The sequence below is a fragment of the Sorangium sp. So ce327 genome (genome assembly GCF_051530205.1).
Lineage (GTDB): Bacteria > Myxococcota_A > Polyangia > Polyangiales > Polyangiaceae > Sorangium > Sorangium cellulosum_B.
The window spans coordinates 9,157,955-9,179,812 of sequence record NZ_CP150330.1 but is presented as its reverse complement, the minus strand read 5'-3'; the positions used below and the strand labels follow the sequence as shown (position 1 = coordinate 9,179,812).

The following is a 21,858-nucleotide window of genomic DNA, read 5'->3' as shown; positions in this document are numbered from 1 at the left end:
GCCGGGAGCAGCCCCTACGTCGTCGGGGCACGGGTGGATGCGCTGGCGATCCGCTACCGGATGTGCGTCTGCCCCGCGGCGCTGCAAGAGCTGGCGCGCGCCACGTTGGAAGCGCGCAGCGGCGGGGCGTGCGTCGTGATCGCAGGCGAGCGCTTCGCGGTCGAGCGGCAGGGCAGGCGGGGGAAACCGTTCTCCGCGGTCGGTCCGAGCGGCCGGATCTTCGTCGGGGAGGGTGACATCGTCGTGGATCTGGCGGTTCCGTTCCTCGCGTCGCGTCCCTTGGCGGAAGCCGTGAACCACGCCGACACGATCGCCGCGCACTTCGCCGCCCCCGGCTCCAAGGCACCAGTGGGCCAGGTCCAAGAGCTCGATCTCTGCGTCGATGTCGCAGGCACGACGTTCAGCGAGGCCGATCGGGCGGCGTTCGTCGGCCGGCTGCGCCGCATGAGCAGCTTCTGCACCGAGATGCGGCGGACGCGCAACGGCCCCATAGTCACGGGCTTGCATATCGGCGACAGGCGAAACCTGATCTTTGCGCTCTACAACAAGACAGATGACCTGCGTAGGAAGCGCGATTCAGCACGCCCCGCCATGGAGCGCGCGGGGTGGATGGCGCACGGTTGGGACGGGGAAGGGCAAGTCTGGCGGACGGAGATTCGCCTGCGCGGCCGCCAGCTGACCGAGCTCGGCCTACGCTCGCCGTCGTCGTTGCCCGAACGTCTTGATCCCGTGTGGCAGAGGTTCACCCGCGAGACGCTGCGTCTTGTCCTCCCCGGAACAGCAACGCGCAGGGAGCGCTGCAAGACGGATCCACGCTGGGCGGTTCTACAACAAGCCGTGTTCACGCAGTCCGGAGCGCTCCCCGCGGTGCGCATGCATCGAGCTCGGGGCGGCGCCACGTGGCCTCAGGTCATCGGCACCATGGTCTCGCGCTTGGCCGGAACGGGGATCTCCCAAGACGAAGCCGAGCGCCACATCCGAGCGTTCCTTCACACCGTGAACGCTCCGGAGGCGGCAGTCGATGTCACGGCGCGCGTGAGTGCCGGATGGGCGCGGCTGGGCGGCGCCGCTTCGGAGACCGCAGAGGCGCTTGCGGCGGACAGATCCAGTGTGAAGCAGGCCGATCCGCGGATGATGATGGTCGAACACTTGATCCAAGGGATGATCGCGGCGCACGCGGCGGGCGACGTCGAGACGGCGCGCATCGCGTATGACGGGCTCGGATGGCTCATCGGCTCCGACGCGGCTCCGCGCGGGGCGGTGATCGAGATCGGCGTGGCACGGAAGGGCGTTCCTGCCCTGCCGAGCTCCGGCGCTCGTGGTCCTCGGCTGGCGACGCTGGCAGCGAGCCAGGGCCCCGCGTGCTCGTCGCCATCAACTTCCCGGCCCACGGCGGAGAGTCGGAGCGGAACGCGAACGGAGCGCGCCGTCGCTCCGATCCACGAGGCTACGATGGCGCCTGATTCTTCGTACACGAAATATCTTGACAGGGCGGTGATAGGACATTGTTCTTCCGACGTCCCCCGCACGCGGCATGCCGGCCCGCGCTGATTTACCCACGAGTAAATCAGCGCGGGCCGGCATGCCGCGTGCTGGGGGACGTGAGGCTTTCCCGATGGACACCATCGTGCTCGGGTTCGACCCTGGCGCCGCTCGCGTGGGATGGGCGGCGCTCGGCGCGGACGCGCGCGGGGCGCGGCACGTGGGCTCCGGCGTGCTCCCTGTCGACCTCGCGGGAGACTCCGGGCTCGATGCCCTGCGCGCGGCCGCGGGGGCGCTGCTCTCGCGCTACCGCCCCGCGCTGGTCGCCGTCGAGCGCGTCGTCCGGGTCTTCCCCCGCCCGCGGTTCGGTCCTGCCATGGCCAGCGAGCTCTGTGGCGCCTCGTGGGTCGGGGCCGAGCTCGCCGGCCTCGCGGCGGCGCGTGGGCTCATCGTGCGCACCGCGACGCTCCAGGCGGTGCGCTCGGCCCTGGGATGCGCCAGGGCAGGTGACGCCGCGCTCGCCGCCGCCATCCGCGCGCGGGTCGCCGGCTGGCCCGCCCGGTCCAGCGAGCATGCACGCGACGCCGCCGCGGTCGCGTGGAGCACGATCCGCGAGGAGGTGCCCGCGCCCGCGTCGCAGTCGTGGGTGATGTCGGCGGAGCTCGATCGCAATCCCCCTTGACCGAATACATGTTGAGATACATAATATACATATGGGCGAGCGGACGAGGGCGATCGGTTACGTGCGGGTCTCGACCGAACATCAGGCGGACGGTGGCGTGAGCCTCGCGGCGCAGCGGGCGAAGCTCGAAGCCTACGCGACGGCCATGGATCTCGACCTCGTGGACATCATCGAAGACCCCGGCGTCAGCGCCAAGACGCTCGACCGCCCCGGCCTGCAACGTGCCCTCGGCATGCTCGATGCTGGCCAGGCTTCCGCCCTGCTCGTGGCGAAGCTCGATCGCCTCACGCGCAGCGTGCGCGACCTCGACACGTTGATCGCCCGATACTTCGCCGATCGCTTCTCGCTCCTGTCGGTCGCCGATTCGATCGACACGCGCTCTGCCGCGGGGCGCCTCGTGCTGAACGTCCTCGCGTCGGTCTCGCAGTGGGAGCGCGAAGCGACCGCCGAGCGCACGCGCGACGCGCTGGCCCAGCTCCGCGCCGATGGCGTGCGGCTCGGCGGGGCGGCGCTCGGGTGGGTTCACACCGGGGAGGCCGATGCGGACGGCCGGCGCATCATCGCCCGCGTGCAGGATGAAGCTGCGACCGTGGATCGGATCCTCGCGCTCCGCGCCGATGGCCTCTCCCTGCGCGAGATCGCCGCGACCCTGACCGACGAGGGGTATCGGACGAAGCGGGGCGGTAGCTGGGCGGCTGAAACCGTGCGAAAGGTGCTCGCGAGGTCGAGAGAGTGAGCTTCTCTATCGCGTGCAAGATATGGGGTAGCGCAGCGGTCCGGCATGCCCTGGCCGAGCCGAACCCCGACCCAGCGACCCGCGAGCTCTGCCAGAAGATCCTGAAGCACGCGGACCCGCCCGGCGCTTTCCGCGCGTGGGCGCTCGCGCAGCCCTGGCCGCGGTTCTGCGCGATCGTTCGCATCGTCTCCGGAGAAGAGCGTCGAGAGGTCGACGAAGCCGTGAAGGAAAGGATCAAGAGCATGGCACGCATGGGCCGCCCCCCGAAGGAAGACCGCAGCACCGTTGCCGGTGTCATGGTCCACGTCCGGCTCACCCCGGGAGAGGTCGAGACCGTGGATGCAGAGGTCGAGCGCCAGCGCACCGTCGCGCCGCCCGGCCTCGCGGACAAGGTGTCGCGGTCGTCGGTCATCAAGGGCTTGATCTCGACGCTGCGCCAGCCTGCGGCAGACCCCGCGCCCGCGGCTCCGCCCGCGCGCTCTCCCGCTCGCGAGAGCAACGAGAGCGACGTCCGCGAGCTCATGGCCCGCTGTTTCGAGCGGGGCCTTACCCAAGCCCAGCTGGCGAAGCTCTCCGGTGTCGAGCGGTCCCAGGTCAGCCGCTTTCACACGCAGAACGCCACGAAGCCGCCGTTGCCCCCCGAGAAGGTGGCAGCGCTCGCCCACGCCCTGCGCGCGTGGGAGGCGAAGCAGAAGTAGACCGCGCCTGCCGCGCCCTGACGGAGACACCGACGCATGCCCCGACCTCGCACCGGAACGCTTCAACGCCACCGCGATCACTGGGACGCGCGCATCACCTTGGAGGATGGCTCGCGGCAGTGGTTCTGCTTTCCTGCCGGCTACTCCGAGGCTCGCGCCCGCGACCGCGCCAAGCGCCTCTCGGAGACCGCCCGCGCCACGGGCGCCACCAAGCCGCGGCGGGGCCGCACCGCAGCGGCTCCCGCGGGTGAGACCGTGGCCGCGTGGGTCGAGCGCTGGACCGCGGTGCGAGAAGAGCGGGGTCTGACGTCTGCGGCGGGCGACCGCGGACGTCTGCGGAAGTGGCTGTTTCCTCAGCTGGGCGACAAGCCGATAACCGCTGTGACCCGGCGTGATGTCGAGGCGTTCGTCGAACATCTCGATACCTCGGTGCGAGCCGGCGAGCAGTCGTGGAAAACCGCGGTGAACACATGGGGGCTCGTTTCCAAGCTGTTCGATGACGCCTGCAACGCCAAGACGCTCTCGCTGCGCGTCCTCTCCAGCAATCCGGCCGCGGACGTGCGCGGGCCGGACCGGGGCATCAAGAAGGCGAAGGCGTACCTCTACCCGTCGGAGTTCCTGCCGCTCGTGTCGAGCCCGAAGATCTCGATCGCGTGGCGCCGCGCCGTGGCGCTCGCGACCTACCTCTACGTGCGGGCGAGCGAGCTCCGCGCCCTGACGTGGGACGACATCGATCTCGAGCGCGGCATCGTCCACGTGCACCGCAGCCTGGACCGCGAGGGCGGCGCCAAATCGACCAAGACGGGCACCACCCGCCGCTTCACCATCGAGCCGGCCTTGATGCCCCTCCTGCGCGCCATGCACGCCGAGTCAGGCGGCCGGGGCCGCGTCATCCGGCTCCCCGACGATCGCCACCTGGCACGCGCCCTGCGCGGGTTCATGACCGCGGCGCGGCTGGACCGGTCCGAGCTCTTCGCGGCGGACGCGACGCGGAAGAACATGACCTGGCACGACCTCCGCGCCACCGGCATCACCTGGCTTGCCATCCGGGGGGACGACCCGCTCAAGATCATGCAGCGCGCCGGCCATGCCGGTTTCCAGACGACGCAGGGCTACATCCGCGAGGCCGAAGCCGTCCGCGCGGGGTTCGGCGACGTCTTTCCGCCGCTACCTCTCTCGTTGTGGGAGGGTGGTGTTTCGTCCGGGAATCGTCCAGAAAGCGCGCAAGTGCGCGGAATCATGGTGGAGGCGCCGGGAATCGAACCCGGGTCCGCAAGGCATCCAGTCTACCTTCGTTCACGTGCGTAGTCGCCATGCGCCGGCGACGGCGTTCGTAGATTCGGCTACGACCTATCCCTCACTGAATCTCGGCCGCGTTATCGAGGGCGTCCTCACGCGACCCAGCCCTGTGGTTGACACCCTTAGAGTACTAGGACGACCTTCTCCTCGGATGGCTTAGCGGTTATTAGGCCGCGACAGCGTATGCGTTGTCGTTCGCACTTGTAACGTCCCGCTTGATAGGCGGAGCAGGAGCCGCCAGCACGCAGACAGACCTTCAGTCCCCACGTCGAAGCCGATCGCCCCCTCGTGGTTCGTTCAGACGGACCGAATATTGCTAGAAACCGTGCCGCCGTCAACCCCTCGGCGCCAGATCGTTCCGTCGCTGACGCCGTCGCGGACGTCGCCGTGCGTCGCTCGGGGCCCGTTGGTCCGATCCTCCCGGCTTTCCTGCCTGCTGCTGCCTCCAGGCGCCTCCGTCGGCCTTGCCCTCCGCCCCCTGCCTCAACCTGCTGCCGCCGCTCGTCCGCCCGCTCCGGTCGGGCTCCGCTCTGGTCGGCCCCCGCTGACCTCGCCGGCACGCCTCCCGCTCTCGACGGCTCCTCGCGGCTCGGCTAAGAAGCCCGCGAAAAGGAAAAGGAGTCGGGCAACTTATGGCGAGGATGGTCCAGTGCGTGAAGCTCGGCCGTGAGGCGGAGGGGCTGGAGAAGCCGCCGCTGAAGGGCGAGCTGGGCAAGCGGATTTTCGACAACGTCTCGAAGGAGGCGTGGCGGATGTGGCTCGAGCACTCGAAGATGCTCATCAACGAGTACCGCCTCGACCTCATCTCCGAGGCCGGCCAGCGGATCTGGATGACCGAGCTCGACAAGTACTTCTTCACCGGCGGGAACGAGGCCGCGCAGCTCCCGCCCGACTACGTGGCGCCCAAGGACAAGCCGGAGTAGCCGACCGCGACCGCGGTCCCCCGTCCCTCATCGGCCCGGCGGCGCTCCCACCCACCCCATCCGGGAGCGCCCCGCCACCGCCCGCCGCCCCTCAGGGCAGCGGACCCGGCGCCGGCAACGCCCCGCCGTTCCGCACGTACTCGATCAGCGCCGCCGCCATCTGCTTGTCGACCTTCTCGCACTTCGCGGTGACCGCCCCCATCGTCGCGCCCTTGCACTCTCTCTTCCGCTCGATGATGAGCTTGCCCGTCTTCTCGTCGGCCAGGAACGCGTCGCGCGTCTTCTGATCGAGGCTCTTCCACGGGATCGCCGCGAACTTCGGCTTCGGCGGCACGTGCTGCCGGACCTCCTCCGCCATCAGCGTGGCGCACGTCCCGTCCCATCGCAGGACCTCGTAGCCGCCCCCGGCGCCGCTCACGACCATGCCCCCGGTCTCCGGCTCCCGGTGATAGAGGATCAGCACCTCCTCATCGAAGACCAGCTTGTCGTTCGAGGACGACCCGCCAGAGGCGTTCACCGCGTCGGTGTCCCGCGTCAGGTACCCGCGCGTGAACGGCGACCCCTTCGCGAACAGGGTGAGCGCCACGTCCGGATGGAACCCGCTGCAGAGCCGCTTCACGAACGCCACCGGCGGCAAACACTCGTTGCCCCGCTGCTCGCACGTCGTCGGGATCTGCCGTGACGCTTCCGCCGCGGCGTCCTCCTCCTTCTTCCCACCTTCACCCTCCGCCGCCTCACCCTCCTTCGCGGCCGGCGCCGCAGCAGCCACCTCGGCCTCCGCACGATCCGGCTCCGACGGAGGAGGCGCCGCGCCACCGCAAGCGGCCAGGGTACCCACCAGGACAAGTGCAAACGAGCTCTGGACAGATCGCATGGCCCACGAACCTACCGGAGCCAGCCCGCCCCTCCGCATGGAAAAACAACGTCGAGCCGCGACGCGACGCGCCAGCACGGCGTCAAAACCCGTGACCCATTGCAGGAAGCCGACCGCTGCTCGCAACGCCGCCCGCGACGCAATGCACTGCAGACCACGAATGGTTCAAATTTCCGACAGCGCTTGACATCAGCATCCCATCAGCAGAGTCTGAGCTGATTCCGGCAGGAGGTGGTCGTGCTGGATCTTTCTTCATAAGCATCCTCGTCATCGCCTGTTGGTGGTTCGCGTAAGTGCAAGTCTCACACGGGGGCTCGTCAATGCGACAGTGGGTGATCGCTGGTCTCGTAGAGTGTGCGATGGTCGTCTCCTGTGCGCTCCTCGCGGGCTGCAGCGCGGCCGGGGAGCAGTTCGATCCGCCGGCGAGCACCGGCGAGGTGCTGACGGGCGCGGGCGGCGGCTCCGCCTCGGGCGGCTGGGCGAGCTCTTCGGGCTTGTCGGACGACCCGGGCGAAGTCGGCGGCGGCTGGCCGTCAGGGAAGCTCGGGCCGCCGTATCCCATCGTGCTCGCTCACGGCTTCTTCGGATTCGAGGACTTCGCGGGCGCGGGATACGTCAGCTACTTCTACAACCTCAAAGAGACCCTCGCCGAGAGCGGCGAGACGATCTTCACGCCCGCCGTCGACCCGTTCAACAGCTCCGAGGTCCGCGGCGCGCAGCTGCTCGCGCGGATCGAGCAGATCCTGGACGCGACAGGCCACGAGAAGGTGAACATCATCGCCCACTCGCAGGGGGGGCTCGACGCACGCGTTGTCGCGCACGACAGGCCCGATCTCGTCGCTTCGATTGTCACCGTCGCCACACCCCACCTGGGCTCGAAGGTCGCCGACGTGGCGCTCGAGCTCGTCGCCCACGAGCGCCTGCAGGACATCCTGGACGATCTCATCAACGCGATCGGCGCGCCGCTCTACGATCAGATAGGCAACGAGACGAGCGTCTTCGCTGCGCTCGAGCAGTTCTCGACGCCAGGCATCGCGGAGTTCAACGCGAGGTTCACCGATGCTCCCGGGGTGTTCTATGCCTCCTTCGGCGGGCGGACGAACCGCGCGCGCGGCGGCAGGGACTGCACGACGCTCACCCCCGCGCCCTTCGTCGCGCAGTTCGACGACGGCCTCGACCCGGTCCACCCGCTGCTGTCGCTGACCGAGACCCTGCTCGACGGCGGCATCGGCGAGTCGTTCCCGAACGACGGCCTGGTGCGCGCGCGGGACGCGCGGTGGGGGGACTTCTGGGGCTGTATCCCGGCCGACCATTTCGACGAGATAGGCCAGCTCTTCGGACAGAGTCCGGGCGACGGGAACCCCTGGCTCTATATCGACTTCTACCGCTCCGTGATCGCGCGGCTCCGGCAAGAAGGCTTCTGACGAGCCCGCCATCGTTGGCGTTCGCCCGAGCTCGCCCGCGTTCGCCCGCGCGCACCCGCGTTCGCCCCGCCTGATTCGCCGAAAACCGCCCCGAGCGCCCGCCCTCTCCACTACCATCCCCCGCCGATGCTCAAGGCGCCGCTCACCCGCGCTCTCCCGCTGCTCGCCCTGCTCAGCGCGGCGTGCAGCGGCGACGTGCGCCGGTTCCCCCTGCGCGATCCGGTCTGGCGCGACGCCGACCTGAGCCCCGTCTCGCTGCCCTGCCGGCCCGATCCCGAGGCGCCCAGCGACGATCCGCAGCACCGCCTCTGCTCGCCCGCGTCCTATGAGTCCTCGTTCGCGTGGGACGCCGCCGACAACCTCGTCTTCCGCCCGGTGTCGCGGTTCTTCGCCGTGGATCCAGGGGGCGAGGCGGCCAACGTGAACAGCGTCGACGAGGTGCCTGACTCGAGCTGGTTCACGAACCGGCTCGGCAAGCGGCCGCTCTCCGCCGAGGAGCTGGTGCGCGGGCCGTGCGGCGACAAGACGCTGGATCCCGAGGCGCCGGACGGGTCCTGGGTCATCGACATGGGCAAGCCGAACGGCGCGAACCCCGGCTTCCGGGTCAAGGTCGAGGGCGTCGGCAAGTTCATGCTCAAGGCCGACCCCTCGGACCAGCCCGAGCGGGCCACCGGCGCAACCGCCATCGCGGCGCGCCTCTACCACGCCGCCGGCTTCTGGGCGCCGTGCGACAGCGTGGTCTACCTGAAGCCGTCGATCCTGAAGCTGTCGCCCGGGCTCACCGTGACCGACAACAGCGGTGTCGCCAGGCCCTTCGATCAGGCGGCGCTCGACGGCGTGCTCGCCAAGGCCTCGAAGCGCGGCGACCGGGTCCGCATGGTCGCCTCGCGCTGGCTCCCGGGCCGCGCGATCGGCCCGTTCAGGTACGAGGGGACCCGGGAGGACGATCCGAACGACGTCATCCCGCACGAGGACCGGCGCGACCTGCGCGGGGGGCGCCTGCTCGCCGCCTGGCTCAACCACTTCGACTCGCGCGAGCAGAACTCGATGGATGTCTGGCTCGCCGAGCACCCGAAGGACAAGGACGCGTCGCCGGGCCACGTGCGCCACTACTACATCGATCTCGGCGACTGCTTCGGCAGCGAGTGGGAGTGGGAGGAGATCTCGAAGCGCCTCGGCCACGCCTTCTACTTCGACGTCGAGTACGCGCTCCTCGACTTCGTGACGCTCGGCATCCCCGAGCGGCCGTGGGACCGGGCGAGCCACGATCCGCAGGGCGACATCTTCGGCTTCTTCAGCGATCGCGATTTCCGGCCGGAGGCCTGGCGCGGCGGCTACCCCAACCCGGCCTTCGGGCGGATGACCGAGCTCGACGGCGCCTGGGCCGCCCGGACGCTCGCGCGCTTCACGCCGGAGCTCATCGAGGCCGCCGTGAAGACAGGCGACTTCACGGCGCCGCGGCACACCGCGTTCCTGATCGGCAAGCTCCTCTCGCGACAGCGCGCGATCATGGCGCGGTACCTGACGCGCCTGTCGCCCCTCGCCGACGTCGCCCTGGCCTCATCGGAGGCGCTGTGCGGCGTCGATCTCGCGCGGCGCACCGGCGTCGCGCGCCCGCAAGACCTCCGCTACGAGGCCGCGATGTACGCCGGCGAGTCGCTCGCCCTGCGCGCCCGGCCTGTCGTGCGCCCCTCGCCGGACGGTCGCGTGTGCCTCTCGCTCCCCCACATCGCCGCGGACGGCGGCGCGCCCGACGACGCGCCCTCGCGCTACGCCATCATCGATGTCCTGAACGGGCAGGCGCCCGGTCCGCTGCGCGCCCACCTCTACGACCTCGGCCCGCGCCGCGGCTACAAGCTCGTCGGCATCGAGCGCCCCGACGACGCCGAGCCGCCCAACTGAGGTCCTCACCCTGACAATCGCCCTCATTTTTAAAGAGAAATTGAACAGGGAGGCGGGGAGACGGGGAGATTTTGGGGATTTTACTCCCCGTCTCCCCGCCTCCCTGTGAATTTTCCCGAAAGTTCGAGGGGATGCTTCAGGTCCCCGCCGGACATTCGCCGCCGCTCGATCAAAAGCCGTGGGTGGCGCCGACCATGAACCGCAGCTCCTGCAGGCCGGCCCCTTGCTCGAAGGTCTCTGTCGCCGAGCCGATCAGGACATCGATGGAGTGGTCTCGCTCGCCGCTCGTGCGCAGGCCGAGCACGAACGACATGCGGAGCAGGTCGAGATCGAAATCGCGGAGGTGCTCGCCGAACACGTTGCCCGCGGCGACCTGCGCCGTGCCGTCGACGAACGCCCAGACCGGATAACGGTACTCGAGCGTCGCCGCGGCGGCGCTCCGCCCGCGGAGGCGCCCTTCGCGGAAGCCCCGCATCGGCGCGTCGCCGCCGAGCTCGGCGAGCTCGGTGAAGGGGACCTCCGCGGCGCCGAGCGGGTCCGCGAACGCCGCCGAGAGGACGAGGCTCACGATGCGATCGTGCCCGGTGAGGTCGACGAACCCGCCCAGCGAGCCGCCGTAGCGGAGCCACCGGCTCTCCAGCGGCCGCTCCAGGTCGACGGCGTGCTCTCCGGACAGCTCCAGCCGGACGCCGTGGCCCCGCGCCGGGCGCGGCAGGCGCGAGTCGAGGCCGGCGCGGCCCCCGATCCGGTAGGCCGTATATCCGGTGTCGTACGACGGGGGCATCGGATAACGGCCGCGCGCGACCCGGAAGCCGACCGTCGGCTTGCAGCAGGCGTCGCGGAAGTCGACGGTCTTCGCGCCGGTTGTCGCCTCGACGAAGCTGAACGCACCGAAATCGGCGTGCAGCGTCGCGGTCCCCTCGACGCTGCGGGCTCTGTAGCGGGCCCAGCTGCGCTCCAGCGAGCTGGGACCGATCCCAGAAAACAGCCAGTCAGGCCGGATGTCCGCCTCGCCGCGGAGCTTCAGGTGAGCGCGCCCTCCGAGGGGGATCCGGTCGGCGACCGTGAGCCTCCACCAGTCGACCCCGCCGGTCGCGGCGTGGACGCGGAGCTCGTTGCCGGGGACGAACAGGTCGTCATAGAAGAAGTAAACGCCGACGCTGGCGCGAAAGCCGAAGTCGAAGAGCGCCGTCGGGACGACGCCGATGTTGTTGTTCGGCCCGAAGGTGAAGATGTCCTTGAGCTCCTTGATCCACTCGCCCTGCTCCGCCGCGACGGTGAGAACGCCGAGCGGCCGCCGGACCAGGTACTCGCTGGCGAGGTAGGCGGGGAAGAACACGACGCGCGGCACCCAGAGCAGCGCGTCGCCGGCGCTCGTCGCCTCGTCCGGGCGACCGTCGTAGTCCGGCACAGGGCGCTTCGCGCCGGGCGAAAGCCGCGCCGCGGCGGGAGGCCGTGGCGGTCTAGCAGGCTCTGCCGGCGCGCGAGGCGCCGCCGGCGTAGCAGGCTCTGCCGGCGCGCGAGGCGCCGCCGGCGTAGCAGGCTCTGCCGGCGCGCGAGGCGCCGCCGGCGTAGCAGGCTCTGCCGGCGCGGCCTGTGCCTCGGCGCACAGCGATAGCGCAGCGCAGCTCGCGAGCGCGGCCGCGCGCCGCCGAAAGGCCATGCCGAGCGCGCGCGTCGGTCCCTTCTCGTTGGTGCCCAATCCGCCTCGCCTCTCGCACGGAAACACGTCGCGGCGCGGGAGCATAGCGGAGTTCCCGACCCGAGAGACGCCTGTCTGCGCGGCGCGCGCCTGTCGAACGTCCACGCGACGGCGCGGCGGGTGCGGCGGTTCACACGCGAGAGGGAGGTTGCCGGCCGGGACCAGTCTCGATAGCCTCCCGCGCTCGGCATCGGTCCTGTGCCGGTGCCGCCAGAACGGCGGTCTTCCGGGCATGGAGCGGCGGGTGGCGAGCACAGGCGAGAACGAGACACGGGCCCGGGGCGTGCTTCAAAGGCTCCTTGCGATCTTCGCCGAGGTGAAGCCGCGCGAGGTCTTCAGCGTGCTCGTCCTCACGCTGAACGTGTTCCTCCTGCTCACGGGCTATTACCTCCTCAAGGTGGTCCGCGAGCCGCTGATCCTCGCGGGCGGCGGGCTCGAGATCGGCGGGCGGCGGCTCGACCTCGACGGCGCCGAGGTGAAGGCCTACGCGGCGGCGGGCCAGGCGCTCCTCCTCGTGGGCGTGGTCCGCGCCTATGGCGCCCTGGCCAGGCGCTTCGGGCGCATGCAGCTCACCACGGCGCTCACGCTCTTCTTCGCCGCGAACCTCGTCCTCTTCTTCCTCCTCGCGCGCCTCGGCGTCCCCCTCGGGGTGCCCTTCTATCTGTGGGTGGGCTGCTTCAACCTCACCGTGATCGCGCAGTTCTGGTCCTTCGCCAACGATGTTTACACGCCCGAGCAGGGCAAGCGGCTCTTCGCCATCGTCGGCATCGGGAGCTCGCTCGGCGCCATGTTCGGCGCGCAGATCGCGAAGCGCGTCTACGTGCCGATCGGCCCCTACAACATGATGCTCCTCGCGGCGGGCGTGCTGCTCGCCTGCCTGGGGCTCACCTACCTCGTCCACCGCGACGACCTCGCGGGCTCGAAGGGCGCCGCGGACAAGGCCGACGCGCCGCCCGGGGGCGCGGCGGGCGGCTTCAAGATCATCGCGGGCGACCGCTATCTGCTCCTCATCGCCGGCCTGACGCTCGTCCTCAACTGGGTGAACTCGACAGGCGAGTACATCCTCGATCGCACCCTGATCGAGTCCGCCACGAGCGCGCTCGACACGGGAAGCGAGCAGCGCGGCGCGCCGGACGCGGCCCACGCCGGCGCGGCCCCGGGCGCGCCGCTCGCGGCGGGCGCGCCTGTCTACCTCGTCGATCCGCAGGCGTCGCGCCTGCTCGAAGGGAAGATCGCCGCCGTCAAGGGCGGCGCGTTCGACGTCGAGGCAGGCGGCAAGATCGTCGAGGGCGCCGAGGCGGGGCTCGTCCACCCGCACACCGAGAAGGGGAAAAAGGCGGCGCTCGGCGCGATCATCGGGACCTTCAAGGGGGATTTCTTCTACTGGGTCAACACGTTCGGCGTCGTCCTGCAGCTCTTCTTCGTCTCCCGCATCTTCAAGTACCTCGGCGTGCGATTCGCCCTGTTCATCCTCCCGGCCATCGCCCTGCTCGGCTACGCGTCCCTCGCCGTCCTGCCGGCGCTCGCCGTCGTGCGCGTCGCGAAGATCGCGGAGAACAGCACCGATTACTCCATCCAGAACACAGCGCGGCAGGCGCTCTTCCTGCCGGTCGGCCGCGACGCCAAGTACAGCGCCAAGGCGGCCATCGACACCTTCGTCGTCCGCGCGGGCGACGTGCTCGCCGCCGGCGGGGTGATCGCCGGCCAGGTGCTCGCGCTCTCCACACGCCACTTCGCGATGGTCAATATCGCCCTCGCGCTCGTGTGGCTCGGCGTCGTGGCCGGCATCGCCCGGGAGCACAGGCGGCGCGCCGCGGACGAGCCGGCGGCGCCGAAGTCCGATGACCTCGAGGCCGCGTAGCCTCAGGGCCGCGCGGCGTTCGCCTTCCAGCCCTCGTAGGCGTCCATCAAGGCCAGGTACAGCCAGCGGCCGATGACCTCGGCCCCCGCGCCCGACGGGTGCGCGAGATCGGCGCCGCCGAGCCCGCGCTGGACCCAGATCCCCATCGAGCCCGAGCCGCCCATCGCGCCGAAGGTGTCGAAGTAGCCGCAGCCGACCTGCCCGGCCACCCTGCGCTGGATCGCCGCGAGCTTCGGGATCACCGGGCGGCTCCGGTAGACCTCGCCCTTCTTGTCGGCGCGGTCCATCGGGCCCACGAGCAGGCACGACGACCCGGGCAGCGCCGCGGTCACCTGCTCGAGCACCGCCTTCATCGTCGACTCGTATTGATCGAGCGGGAACAGCTCGCCGTCCTCGCTCTCGTTCATGCCGTAGTGGAACACCGTCAAGGACGGGCTCCGCGCGCGCAGCTGCTCGGCGAAATGGGCGTCGTCGCTCTTGTCGAGGAAGCGGATGCGGCAGCCCTGGATGCCGATGGCGTCGAGCACCACCCCGGGCGTGTCCCGCTCCATCCAGACGCCGAACGCCCGCACCCCCGGGCCGTGCGCCCGCACCTCGATGGAGTGCGGCCCGTCCGGGACCTCGTAGGTCGCGATCGCCGAGCTGGCCGCGTCGGCCCGCGTGTCGATCATCTCGCGGCTCTCACCGTCGATCTTGATCTCCATCCGCCCGCCCTCGGGGTGCTTCAGGTAATCGACGGCGAACCGCGAGACCGCGCGCCCGTAGGTCCCGGACTCCGCGGTGCCGAAGCGCGAGAACACCCCCGCGCCCTGCGACCGGAACGACACGCCGCCGAGCCCGTAGAGCCCGTCCTTGGCGAACGGGCCCACCACGCGGCTCACCTGCCAGCCAGGGCCGGCGAAGCGCACAACGTCATTGTGGAAATATCCCGGCCAGGCGTTCGCCATCAGCATGAACCCGTGGCCGGCGTCCCCGAACCGCTTCTGCAGCTTGCGCCGCAGCGTCGCCGTCACGAAGTCGCTCGCCACGATGGAGTCGCCGAAGTAGGTGATGCGCGCGATCGACTGCGGCGCCTTGCGCTCCACCGCCGCGAGCGCGCGGAAGAACGGCGTCATCGCCTTGCCGCTCGGGTCCTCGATCGGCCGCGGCGGCTTGCCCTCGGAGGCGACCGCCGCCGGCATGAGCTCGGCGGCCGCGGCCGGCAGCGCGACCTCCTCGGGCTGGCGCAGCTCGGCCTGCTCGGTGGTCTCGGTGACGAGCGTCGTCTCGCCCACCGACGCCACCGGCGCCGGCGCCGGGACCACGACGAGCCCCTCCCCCTCGGGCAGCGGCGTGAGCACCCGCAGCCGCGACAGGCTCGGGTGCGCGTAGGGGACGAGCACGAGCAGGGCGAGCGTCGCCATCGCCCGGGCAGCCGGCGAGGCGAGCCCGTTCCGCGCTGGCGAGCCCACGGGCACGGAGCCTCCATCGCGCCCGGCCGGACGCTCATCACGCCCGCCCGGCGGGGGCGCCTCGTGGACGTGGGCCTCGCGTGCATCCGGCGCGTGGACGGCCGGCTCGTGAGCCCTGGTGCTGCTCCTGGAGGTCATCGACGCACGTGGGAAAGAAGGATGGAAGCGGCGGCTACGGGCCCTTCTTCTCCAGCTTGTCCAGGGCCGCCGTCGCCTTGTCGCGGCAGACCGCGTCGCCCTGGTGGATGCAGATCGCGCGCAGCAGCTTGATCTCGCTGGCCGACGCCTTCCCGTTCCAGACCTTCGGCTCGAGCGCCCGCCGCTGTGCGGGGTACGAGCTCGAGTCGAGGCCAGAGCTCGCCGGCGCGGCGCCCGAGGCCGAGGGCGCCGGCGCCGAGGCCGAGGCCGAAGCGGAGGGCGTGGGCGCAGGCACGGGCGCGGGTTGCGGCAGCCAGGGCGCCGGCGAGCCGACGTGCTGCGGCACCGGCTCCGGCTCGGGCGGCGCCTCGGGGTCGACCTGCCGCCGCATCTCGGCCACCCGCGCGCGGAGCGCCGTCGGGACGCCCGTCGTCTTCGCGATCTCGTTGAGCAGCGCGAGCTTGTCCGCCTTGGTTCCGGCCTGCTCGACCTGCCGGAACATCCCCTCCGCCCAGCGCTCCTCGATCTCCTTGAAGCGCGGCGTCTCCCGGACCGGCGACGTCTCGGCGATCTCCTGCAGCTTCCGGTGCGCGGCGTCGATGTCCCCCGAGCGGAGGTGCTCCTGCGCCGCGTCGAGGATCTTCGCGTCGTCGCCCGCCTGCGCCGCCACCACGGGCCTCACGTCCGGCTCGGGCGTCGTGGACCCGTGCGACCGGGCGCGCGTGGCCACGATCACGGCGATGACGACGAGCAAGGCGACCGCGAGCAGGAGCCCCATCGCCTTGCTCGCCCCGCCGAGCGAGCGGGACGACTGCGCGGAGGGGGCCACGCTCCCGTAGGCGCCCGGCGCCACGCCAGGCCCGCCGTCCGGCCCCGCGCGAAAGATCTTGCCAGCAGCGACGAAGCGGAGGCGGACGTCGCCGAGCTCGAGCGCGTCGCCCGCCTCGAGCAGGCCCCGCTTGAGCTCGACGCCGTTGATGCGCACGCCGTTCGCGCTCTGCTTGTCGACGACCTCGTAGCGGCCGCTGCCGAGGCTGATGAGCTCGGCGTGCAGGCGGCTCACGGAGCTGTGGTTGATCGAGATGGTCGCGTCCTCGGAGCGCCCGATCGTGAAGCGCTCGCCGTCGAGCGGGAACTCCGCGCCAGGGGTCGGGCCGACGACCATGACGAGCCGGTTCGGGCGGGTGTGGAGCGGCAGGTGCGCCGTGCTGCGGCTGCCCGGCGGCGGCGTCGGGCTCGTCACGGCGGACGAGAGCGCCTCATCGACGATCTCGATGCGGTAGTCGCCGAGCTGCACGAGGTCGCCGTGGCGCAGGTGCTGCTCGCCGTTGACCCGCCCGCCGTTGACGTACGTGCCGTTGTAGCTGTCGAGATCCCGGATGACCCAGCCCTGGCCGTTCTTGGCCAGCGTGGCGTGGGTGCGCGAGACGTTGCGATCGGTCAGCCGGATCGAGTTCGACTCTCCGCGTCCGAGCGCGTACTCCTCATGGGCGAGGGGGAGCCCCGTCTGTTTCCCCTCGTCATCCTCGATCGTCAGCTTCCACATAGCGGGTTCGGGGTACTCAGGCGGGGCCAGGCTCGCCCCGCGAGCCCCTGTGGATCCGTGGCACCCACCGGTCGCCGTACGAGCCTCCTCAGCGAGGCGGGACTACTTTAGCGAGTCCGCCTCCGGGAAGGCAATGACGGCGCGCCGGCCCATGGCGGACGGCCGGGACCGCGCCGTCGCCAGCGCCGAAATCCACGAGCGCGTCTCGGATCGTCGCGCGCGCCGGGCAAGCACCGGGCGGGCCGGGCAGGCCGCCCGCCGGCGCGGCGATCCCGGAAGGCCAGGCCGGACCTCGGGCGGGCGGAGCTAGTGGCCGCCGCCCACGGGCCGGAACGGATGGAGGAACGCCGAGAGCGCTCCCGGGTTCCGGGTCTGTAGCCAGAGCCTCCCGTGCCCCTGGAACTCGCAGACGAGCCCCTCGCCGGACAGGAACAGGCCCTTCAGGCCCGACAGCTTGCGCACCTGGTACCTCAGGCCCTCGGTGAACGCGAGCAGATGGGTGTTGTCGCAGAGATAACCCTCGTGCTGGCGACCGACGTCGATCGCGTGGATACCGCCGTAGCTCGAGAACCAGATCAGCCCCTCGCCATACGCCCGGAGCAGCGACAGGCCGCCGGCGAAGAAGCCCTTGGCCCCCTGCCACGTCGTGTCGAGCGTGATGCCGGGCGTGGAGGCGAGATAGGCGCCCGACTGGAGGAACACCTCCATGCCCGAGCGCAGCACGAGGCGCTCGATCGAGCCCTCGGGGGCCGGCGCGAGCCGCATCGACTGCATGGGCGCCGTCGCCGTGAAGGTGCTCTGGAAGAGGCTCTCTCCGGCCGTCATCCTGCGCTTGAGCGCGCTGGCGAGCCCGCCCTGCAGGCTGGTCTTCATGTCGATGGCCGCGTCGCGCGCGACCATCGCGCCGCTCTCCGCGACGATCTGCTCGCCGGCGTGCTCGAAGGTCACGTGGAGCACGCCGAACTCGGGGTTGCCTCGGATCTCGTCGCGCACGCCGTCCCCCGATCTCTAGGGCTGCCGCGGGGCGAGCCGCGCGCCGATCGCCGCGCCGTACCTGCCGGCGTTGCGCGACTGGACCCACAGGCTGCCGTTCCCCTCGACGTGGCAGACGAGGCCCTCGCCCGAGAGCCACGTGCCGAGCCACGTCGACGTGCTCTTGCCGATCCGGCAGGCGAGCGTCGACTCCCACGCTGCGATGTGCCCCGTGTCGACGACGACGTGGCCTCTCACCTCGAGCTCCTCGAGCGCGCCGAACGCGCCGATGATCATCTGCCCCTGCCCCGCCGTCTCCAGCGCGAAGAGCCCCGCCCCCGAGAAGAAGCCGCGCAGGCCGGACGAGCGCGTCCTCACCTCGACATCGGGGCTGGACGCGACATAGGCGCTGCTCTGGACGCACCATTGCCGTTCACCCACCTCCAGCACGGCCATGTCCCCGGACAGCGGTGTCGCGAACAGCACCTCTCCGCGCCCGCCCTCCGCGGCGAACGCGTTCCTGTAGAAGGACTCTCCGGCCAGCATCCGCTTCAAGCCCGACATGATGCCGCCCGACTGCGTCTCCACGCGCACGTTCGTCGACATGCCCACGAGCGCGCCGCTCTCGGCGAACACGCGCTCGCCCGGGTCGAGCCAGCACTGCGCGAGGGCCTGGGAGGGACGGTAGAGGAGATTCACCTGCATCGGACGTCTCCGCCGCTCCCTCAGGGCGGGAGCAGCGGCGCGAGCCACCCCACGAGCGCGCCGGCGCTGCGCGACTGGATCAGCACGCGGCCGCGGCCCGAGAGCTCGCACACCACGCCTTCGCCAGAGACCATGAAGCCCATGAGCCCGCCGCCAGGGCTCCTGATCTTGAGCGCGAGCGACGCGTCGAACCCGACGAGGTGCCCGCTGTCCACGACGAGCGAGCCGTCGCAGGCGAGCTCCTCGATCGCCCCGTAGCTCGTGATCCAGAGATCCCCGACGCCGGAGGCCTCGATGAAGAAGACGCCCTCCCGCGCGAGGATGGCGCGCAGCCCACCCCAGCGCACCTTGACGTCGACGTCGCCCGCGCTCGCGAGGTACGAGCCCGCGCCGAAGAGCACCGTCTCTCCCTGGAGGCGGACGTGCTTGATGCCGCCGCTGAGCGGCGGGGCGAGCCACACCCACCCGCCCTCCGGCGCCTCGATCCGGTTCACGAAGAACGTCTCGCCCCCCGCGAGCTTGCGGAGCAGCGCGACGAAGAACGCCTTGAGCCGCCCGAGGAGCCCGGCCCCGCGGCCCGCGTTGAGCCGGACCTCCGTCCGCAGGCTCGGCGACCGCGCGACCATCGCGCCCGCCTCCGCGAGCAGCGCCTCGCCCGGATCGAGGCTCACCTCCAGCAGAGAGGACGACGGCTCATGCTTGGTGCGATGCTGCATTCGTCCACCCGCGGAGCGCGTACATATAACGGAGCGACGCCAGGAGCGGAAGCGGGAAGAAGGTATGTCGAGGTGAGCAGGACGCGGCGAATTTCATGTTTTCTGTCCGGTGGTTCGCTCGCGCTGACTTCTCCCCTTCAGCATGGGTAGACTGAACGCGTGAGCGACAGGCGACTGACGGCCTCCGAGCCGACGCCCCGCACCGAGCCGCGCAGCGAGCCGAGCCATGGGTCTGGCTTCGTCGCGGCGCCTCAGCGCATCGCCGGGCGCTACGAGATCCTCGGCCTGCTCGGCACCGGCGGCATGGGCAGCGTGTACCGCGTCCGCGACGTGGAGCTCGACGAGGTGGTCGCCCTCAAGATGCTCCGCCGTGATCTCGCTGACTCCGCCGGCATGCTCGAGCGCTTCCGGCAGGAGGTGAAGCTCGCGCGCCGCGTCACGCACAGGAACGTGGCGCGGACGTTCGACTTCGGCGACCACGACGGCGAGAAGTTCCTCACGATGGAGTGCGTCGAGGGCGAGTCGCTGCACAGCGTTCTCGCGCGGACGGGCCCGATGCCGTCGCAGCAGGCCATCGGCATCGGCTGCTCGCTCTGCGACGGGCTCGGCGCCGCGCACGCGGCGGGCATCGTGCACCGCGACCTCAAGCCCGAGAACGTCCTCGTCGACAGGAACGGGCGCGTCGTCATCACCGATTTCGGCATCGCGCGCACCTCGTCCGGGCCGAGCGCCGCGGAGTCGCAGGGCTTCGTGCTCGGCTCCCCCGCGTACATGTCGCCGGAGCAGCTGACCGGCGAGCCCGACCTCGACGCCCGCACCGACATCTACGCGCTCGGCATGATCCTCTTCGAGTGCCTCACCCACCGGCGCGCGTGGCCGGGCGCCGGCGCGATCGCGGCCGCCATGTCCAGGCTCAAGTCCCCGCCGCCCGACCCGCGCTCCGTCCGTCCGGACGTGCCGCTCGCCGTCGCGGACGTCGTCCTCAGGTGCATGGCGATCCGCCGTGAGGACCGCTACGCCAGCGCGGCCGAGGCCCACCGCGCGCTCCTGCTCGCGCGCTCGCGCCTGTCGATCGCCCCGCAGCCGGCGCAGTCGCTCGTGTCCGCCATCGCCGCGTCCTCCGCCACGGCCGCACCGACGGCGCCGCAGCCGATCGAGCAGAACCCGACCCGGGTCGCCGCGTCGCCGGTCGAGGCGGTGACGGCGCCGCAGCGGCGGCTCAACTCGCCCACGCTGGCGGCGCCCGCGCCCGTGCTCACGCCCGCGCCGACGCCGACGTCGTCGCTGAAGACGGTCGCCGTGCTCCCGTTCCGCAACGTCGGCGCGCCGGACGACGAGTACCTCGCCGACGGCTTCACCGAGGACCTCACCGACACCCTGTCGATGACCGCCGGCCTCAAGGTCCGGCCGCGCGCAGCGGTCTCCCGGGTGCGGCTCGACGGCCGCGATCCCAGGGATGTCGGTCGCGAGCTCGGCGTGCAGGTCGTCGTCGAGGGGTCGATCCGCCGCACCGGCGGCGGCTACGGGCCGGATGGGCCGCGCTCGCAGCCCCCCGCGCCGTACTCGCGGCCGGCGTCGCGCATGCCGCCTGGCGGCGTGCGCGTCACCGTGCGGGTCATCGGCGTCGAGGACGGGTTCCAGCTCTGGGCGAAGCGGTTCGACAGCTCGCCCGAGGCGCTGCTCACGGTGAGCGACGACGCGGCGGGCGCGATCGCCGCGGCGCTCACCGTCGACGCCGCCAGCCGCGAGCGCGAGTCGCCGAGCGACCCGCGCGCGATCGACCTGTACCTGCGCGCGCGCCACCAGATGCGGCGCCTCTGGTACGGGGACGCCGCGCCGGCCGTGGCGCTGTTCGAGGAGGCGCTGTCGTTCTCCCCGAACGATCCGAGCATCCTGTCCGGCTACGCGATCGCCTTCGCGCGGCTGATGGGCGCGCGCGGCGAAGGCGCGGCGCAGTTCGTGAAGGCGCAGCAGGCCGCCGAGCGGGCGATCGCGCTGGCCCCCGCGCTCGGCGAGCCCTGGGTGGCCCTCGCCACGGTGCGCTTCAGCGCGGGCGATCCGGTCGGCGCCGTCCCGGCGCTGCGCAAGGCGCTCCAGTGCGCGCCGAGCCTGGCCAAGGCGCACGAGCTGCTCGGCCGCATCCTCCTCGAGGCGGGGCTCGTCGACGAGGCGATGTTCCGGCTCGACACGGCGCTGGCGCTCGATCCGAGCGAGCCGTTCCCGCGCTGGGAGCTGGCGCGCGGCCGCGCGCTGCTCGGCGACTGGCCGGCGGCCGGCGTGCTGCTCGACCTGCCGGCGGAGGACCCGTCGAGCCGCTTTCACAAGGCGGTGATGCGCGCCCGCTTCGGGCTGTGGCGCGGCGCCGCGTTCCCCATCGACGATCTGCCGCTCGCGATGGAGACCATCCCGATCCAGTACGCGCGCATCTACCGCGACGTGCTCGCGACGTCGCGGCTCTCGGACGAGCAGCGGGCGTTCCTGAGCGCGAAGGCGGACAGCTCCGAGCCGGGCAGCCGGCTGCGCCCGCTCTTCTTCCAGATGTACGCCGAGATCCTCGCCTTCCTCGGCGACGACGACGCGCTCTTCCGCGTGCTCGCCGGCGCGGTGGACGCGGGGCTCTTCGACGCCTTCTGGATGCAGCGCTGCACGGTGCTCGACCGCGCGCGCTCGGACGCGCGCTTCGCCCCGCTCCTCGCGCGCGTCGAGGAGCGGGCCGCGGCGATCATCGCCGCGTTCCGGGGCTGAGC

The 21,858-nt window shown here is 71.3% G+C and carries 16 protein-coding genes, 1 other RNA gene and 1 pseudogene; 10 read left to right on the top strand and 8 right to left on the bottom strand.

Annotation, left to right across the window (positions count from 1 at the left end; genetic code table 11):
* Positions 1-33: 33 nt before the first annotated feature.
* The 5 genes and pseudogenes from WME95_RS34340 to WME95_RS34320 form a co-directional block, all read left to right on the top strand.
* Positions 34-1,551, top strand: coding sequence for a hypothetical protein (locus WME95_RS34340; RefSeq protein ID WP_437903573.1), 1,518 nt, complete (start codon positions 34-36; stop codon positions 1,549-1,551).
* A 64-nt stretch (positions 1,552-1,615) separates the two neighbouring features.
* Complete coding sequence (locus WME95_RS34335) at positions 1,616-2,164, top strand: crossover junction endodeoxyribonuclease RuvC (protein WP_437903572.1); 549 nt, start codon at positions 1,616-1,618, stop codon at positions 2,162-2,164.
* Positions 2,165-2,195: 31 nt separating this feature from the next.
* Positions 2,196-2,900, top strand: coding sequence for a recombinase family protein (locus WME95_RS34330; RefSeq protein WP_437903571.1), 705 nt, complete (start codon positions 2,196-2,198; stop codon positions 2,898-2,900).
* Positions 2,897-3,598 carry a hypothetical protein gene (locus WME95_RS34325; protein ID WP_437903570.1) on the top strand — a complete coding sequence of 234 codons (702 nt, stop codon included), beginning with the start codon at positions 2,897-2,899 and terminating at the stop codon, positions 3,596-3,598. Before WME95_RS34330 ends, WME95_RS34325 begins: the two co-directional genes overlap by 4 nt.
* 36 nt (positions 3,599-3,634) lie before the next feature.
* Positions 3,635-4,714, top strand: a pseudogene (locus WME95_RS34320) (tyrosine-type recombinase/integrase); the annotation flags it as partial.
* A 124-nt stretch (positions 4,715-4,838) separates the two neighbouring features.
* Here the strand turns inward: WME95_RS34320 and ssrA are convergent.
* Positions 4,839-5,183, bottom strand: a transfer-messenger RNA (tmRNA) gene (gene ssrA / locus WME95_RS34315).
* Positions 5,184-5,529: 346 nt separating this feature from the next.
* On the opposite strand from ssrA, the gene WME95_RS34310 reads away from it, so the two are divergent.
* Positions 5,530-5,820: an oxidative damage protection protein gene (locus WME95_RS34310; protein ID WP_272095228.1), complete on the top strand. Its 291-nt coding sequence runs from the start codon at positions 5,530-5,532 to the stop codon at positions 5,818-5,820.
* A gap of 91 nt (positions 5,821-5,911) precedes the next feature.
* Here WME95_RS34310 and WME95_RS34305 read toward each other — a convergent pair whose 3' ends face one another.
* Positions 5,912-6,694 carry a hypothetical protein gene (locus tag WME95_RS34305; protein WP_437903569.1) on the bottom strand — a complete coding sequence of 261 codons (783 nt, stop codon included), beginning with the start codon at positions 6,692-6,694 and terminating at the stop codon, positions 5,912-5,914.
* A gap of 359 nt (positions 6,695-7,053) precedes the next feature.
* Between WME95_RS34305 and WME95_RS34300 the strand changes: the two genes are divergently transcribed.
* Positions 7,054-8,118 carry an esterase/lipase family protein gene (locus WME95_RS34300; protein ID WP_437903568.1) on the top strand — a complete coding sequence of 355 codons (1,065 nt, stop codon included), beginning with the start codon at positions 7,054-7,056 and terminating at the stop codon, positions 8,116-8,118.
* A 126-nt stretch (positions 8,119-8,244) separates the two neighbouring features.
* Complete coding sequence (locus tag WME95_RS34295; RefSeq protein ID WP_437903567.1) at positions 8,245-10,020, top strand: hypothetical protein; 1,776 nt, start codon at positions 8,245-8,247, stop codon at positions 10,018-10,020.
* A 169-nt stretch (positions 10,021-10,189) separates the two neighbouring features.
* Here the strand turns inward: WME95_RS34295 and WME95_RS34290 are convergent, their stop codons facing one another.
* Complete coding sequence (locus WME95_RS34290) at positions 10,190-11,431, bottom strand: BamA/TamA family outer membrane protein (RefSeq protein WP_437903566.1); 1,242 nt, start codon at positions 11,429-11,431, stop codon at positions 10,190-10,192.
* 535 nt (positions 11,432-11,966) lie between these two features.
* On the opposite strand from WME95_RS34290, the gene WME95_RS34285 reads away from it, so the two are divergent.
* Positions 11,967-13,583 (top strand): NTP/NDP exchange transporter, encoded by a 1,617-nt coding sequence (locus tag WME95_RS34285; RefSeq protein ID WP_437903565.1) that lies wholly within the window; start codon positions 11,967-11,969, stop codon positions 13,581-13,583.
* A gap of 2 nt (positions 13,584-13,585) precedes the next feature.
* Here WME95_RS34285 and WME95_RS34280 read toward each other — a convergent pair whose 3' ends face one another.
* The 5 genes from WME95_RS34280 to WME95_RS34260 all read right to left on the bottom strand — a co-directional run bounded on the left by WME95_RS34280 (position 13,586) and on the right by WME95_RS34260 (position 19,111).
* Positions 13,586-15,034, bottom strand: a complete 1,449-nt coding sequence (locus WME95_RS34280) for a GDSL-type esterase/lipase family protein (RefSeq protein WP_437903564.1) — start codon at positions 15,032-15,034, stop codon at positions 13,586-13,588.
* A 172-nt stretch (positions 15,035-15,206) separates the two neighbouring features.
* Complete coding sequence (locus WME95_RS34275; RefSeq protein ID WP_437903563.1) at positions 15,207-16,718, bottom strand: FHA domain-containing protein; 1,512 nt, start codon at positions 16,716-16,718, stop codon at positions 15,207-15,209.
* Positions 16,719-17,024: 306 nt separating this feature from the next.
* On the bottom strand, positions 17,025-17,711 hold the full coding sequence (locus tag WME95_RS34270) for a TIGR00266 family protein (protein WP_437903562.1): 687 nt from the start codon (positions 17,709-17,711) through the stop codon (positions 17,025-17,027).
* Positions 17,712-17,726: 15 nt separating this feature from the next.
* Positions 17,727-18,395 (bottom strand): TIGR00266 family protein, encoded by a 669-nt coding sequence (locus WME95_RS34265; protein WP_437903561.1) that lies wholly within the window; start codon positions 18,393-18,395, stop codon positions 17,727-17,729.
* A gap of 20 nt (positions 18,396-18,415) precedes the next feature.
* Positions 18,416-19,111 carry a TIGR00266 family protein gene (locus WME95_RS34260; RefSeq protein WP_437903560.1) on the bottom strand — a complete coding sequence of 232 codons (696 nt, stop codon included), beginning with the start codon at positions 19,109-19,111 and terminating at the stop codon, positions 18,416-18,418.
* Between the two features lie 159 nt (positions 19,112-19,270).
* Between WME95_RS34260 and WME95_RS34255 the strand changes: the two genes are divergently transcribed.
* Positions 19,271-21,856 carry a protein kinase domain-containing protein gene (locus WME95_RS34255; protein ID WP_437903559.1) on the top strand — a complete coding sequence of 862 codons (2,586 nt, stop codon included), beginning with the start codon at positions 19,271-19,273 and terminating at the stop codon, positions 21,854-21,856.
* Positions 21,857-21,858 lie beyond the last annotated feature (2 nt).

Bases quoted from the DNA above. Each gene is read 5' to 3' on its own strand.
- WME95_RS34335 (WP_437903572.1), top strand. From the start codon at position 1,616: ATGGACACCATCGTGCTCGGGTTCGACCCTGGCGCCGCTCGCGTGGGA.
- WME95_RS34330 (WP_437903571.1), top strand. From the start codon at position 2,196: ATGGGCGAGCGGACGAGGGCGATCGGTTACGTGCGGGTCTCGACCGAA.
- WME95_RS34310 (WP_272095228.1), top strand. From the start codon at position 5,530: ATGGCGAGGATGGTCCAGTGCGTGAAGCTCGGCCGTGAGGCGGAGGGG.
- WME95_RS34305 (WP_437903569.1), bottom strand. From the start codon at position 6,694: ATGCGATCTGTCCAGAGCTCGTTTGCACTTGTCCTGGTGGGTACCCTG.
- WME95_RS34300 (WP_437903568.1), top strand. From the start codon at position 7,054: ATGGTCGTCTCCTGTGCGCTCCTCGCGGGCTGCAGCGCGGCCGGGGAG.
- WME95_RS34295 (WP_437903567.1), top strand. From the start codon at position 8,245: ATGCTCAAGGCGCCGCTCACCCGCGCTCTCCCGCTGCTCGCCCTGCTC.
- WME95_RS34275 (WP_437903563.1), bottom strand. From the start codon at position 16,718: ATGTGGAAGCTGACGATCGAGGATGACGAGGGGAAACAGACGGGGCTC.
- WME95_RS34265 (WP_437903561.1), bottom strand. From the start codon at position 18,395: ATGCAGGTGAATCTCCTCTACCGTCCCTCCCAGGCCCTCGCGCAGTGC.
- WME95_RS34260 (WP_437903560.1), bottom strand. From the start codon at position 19,111: ATGCAGCATCGCACCAAGCATGAGCCGTCGTCCTCTCTGCTGGAGGTG.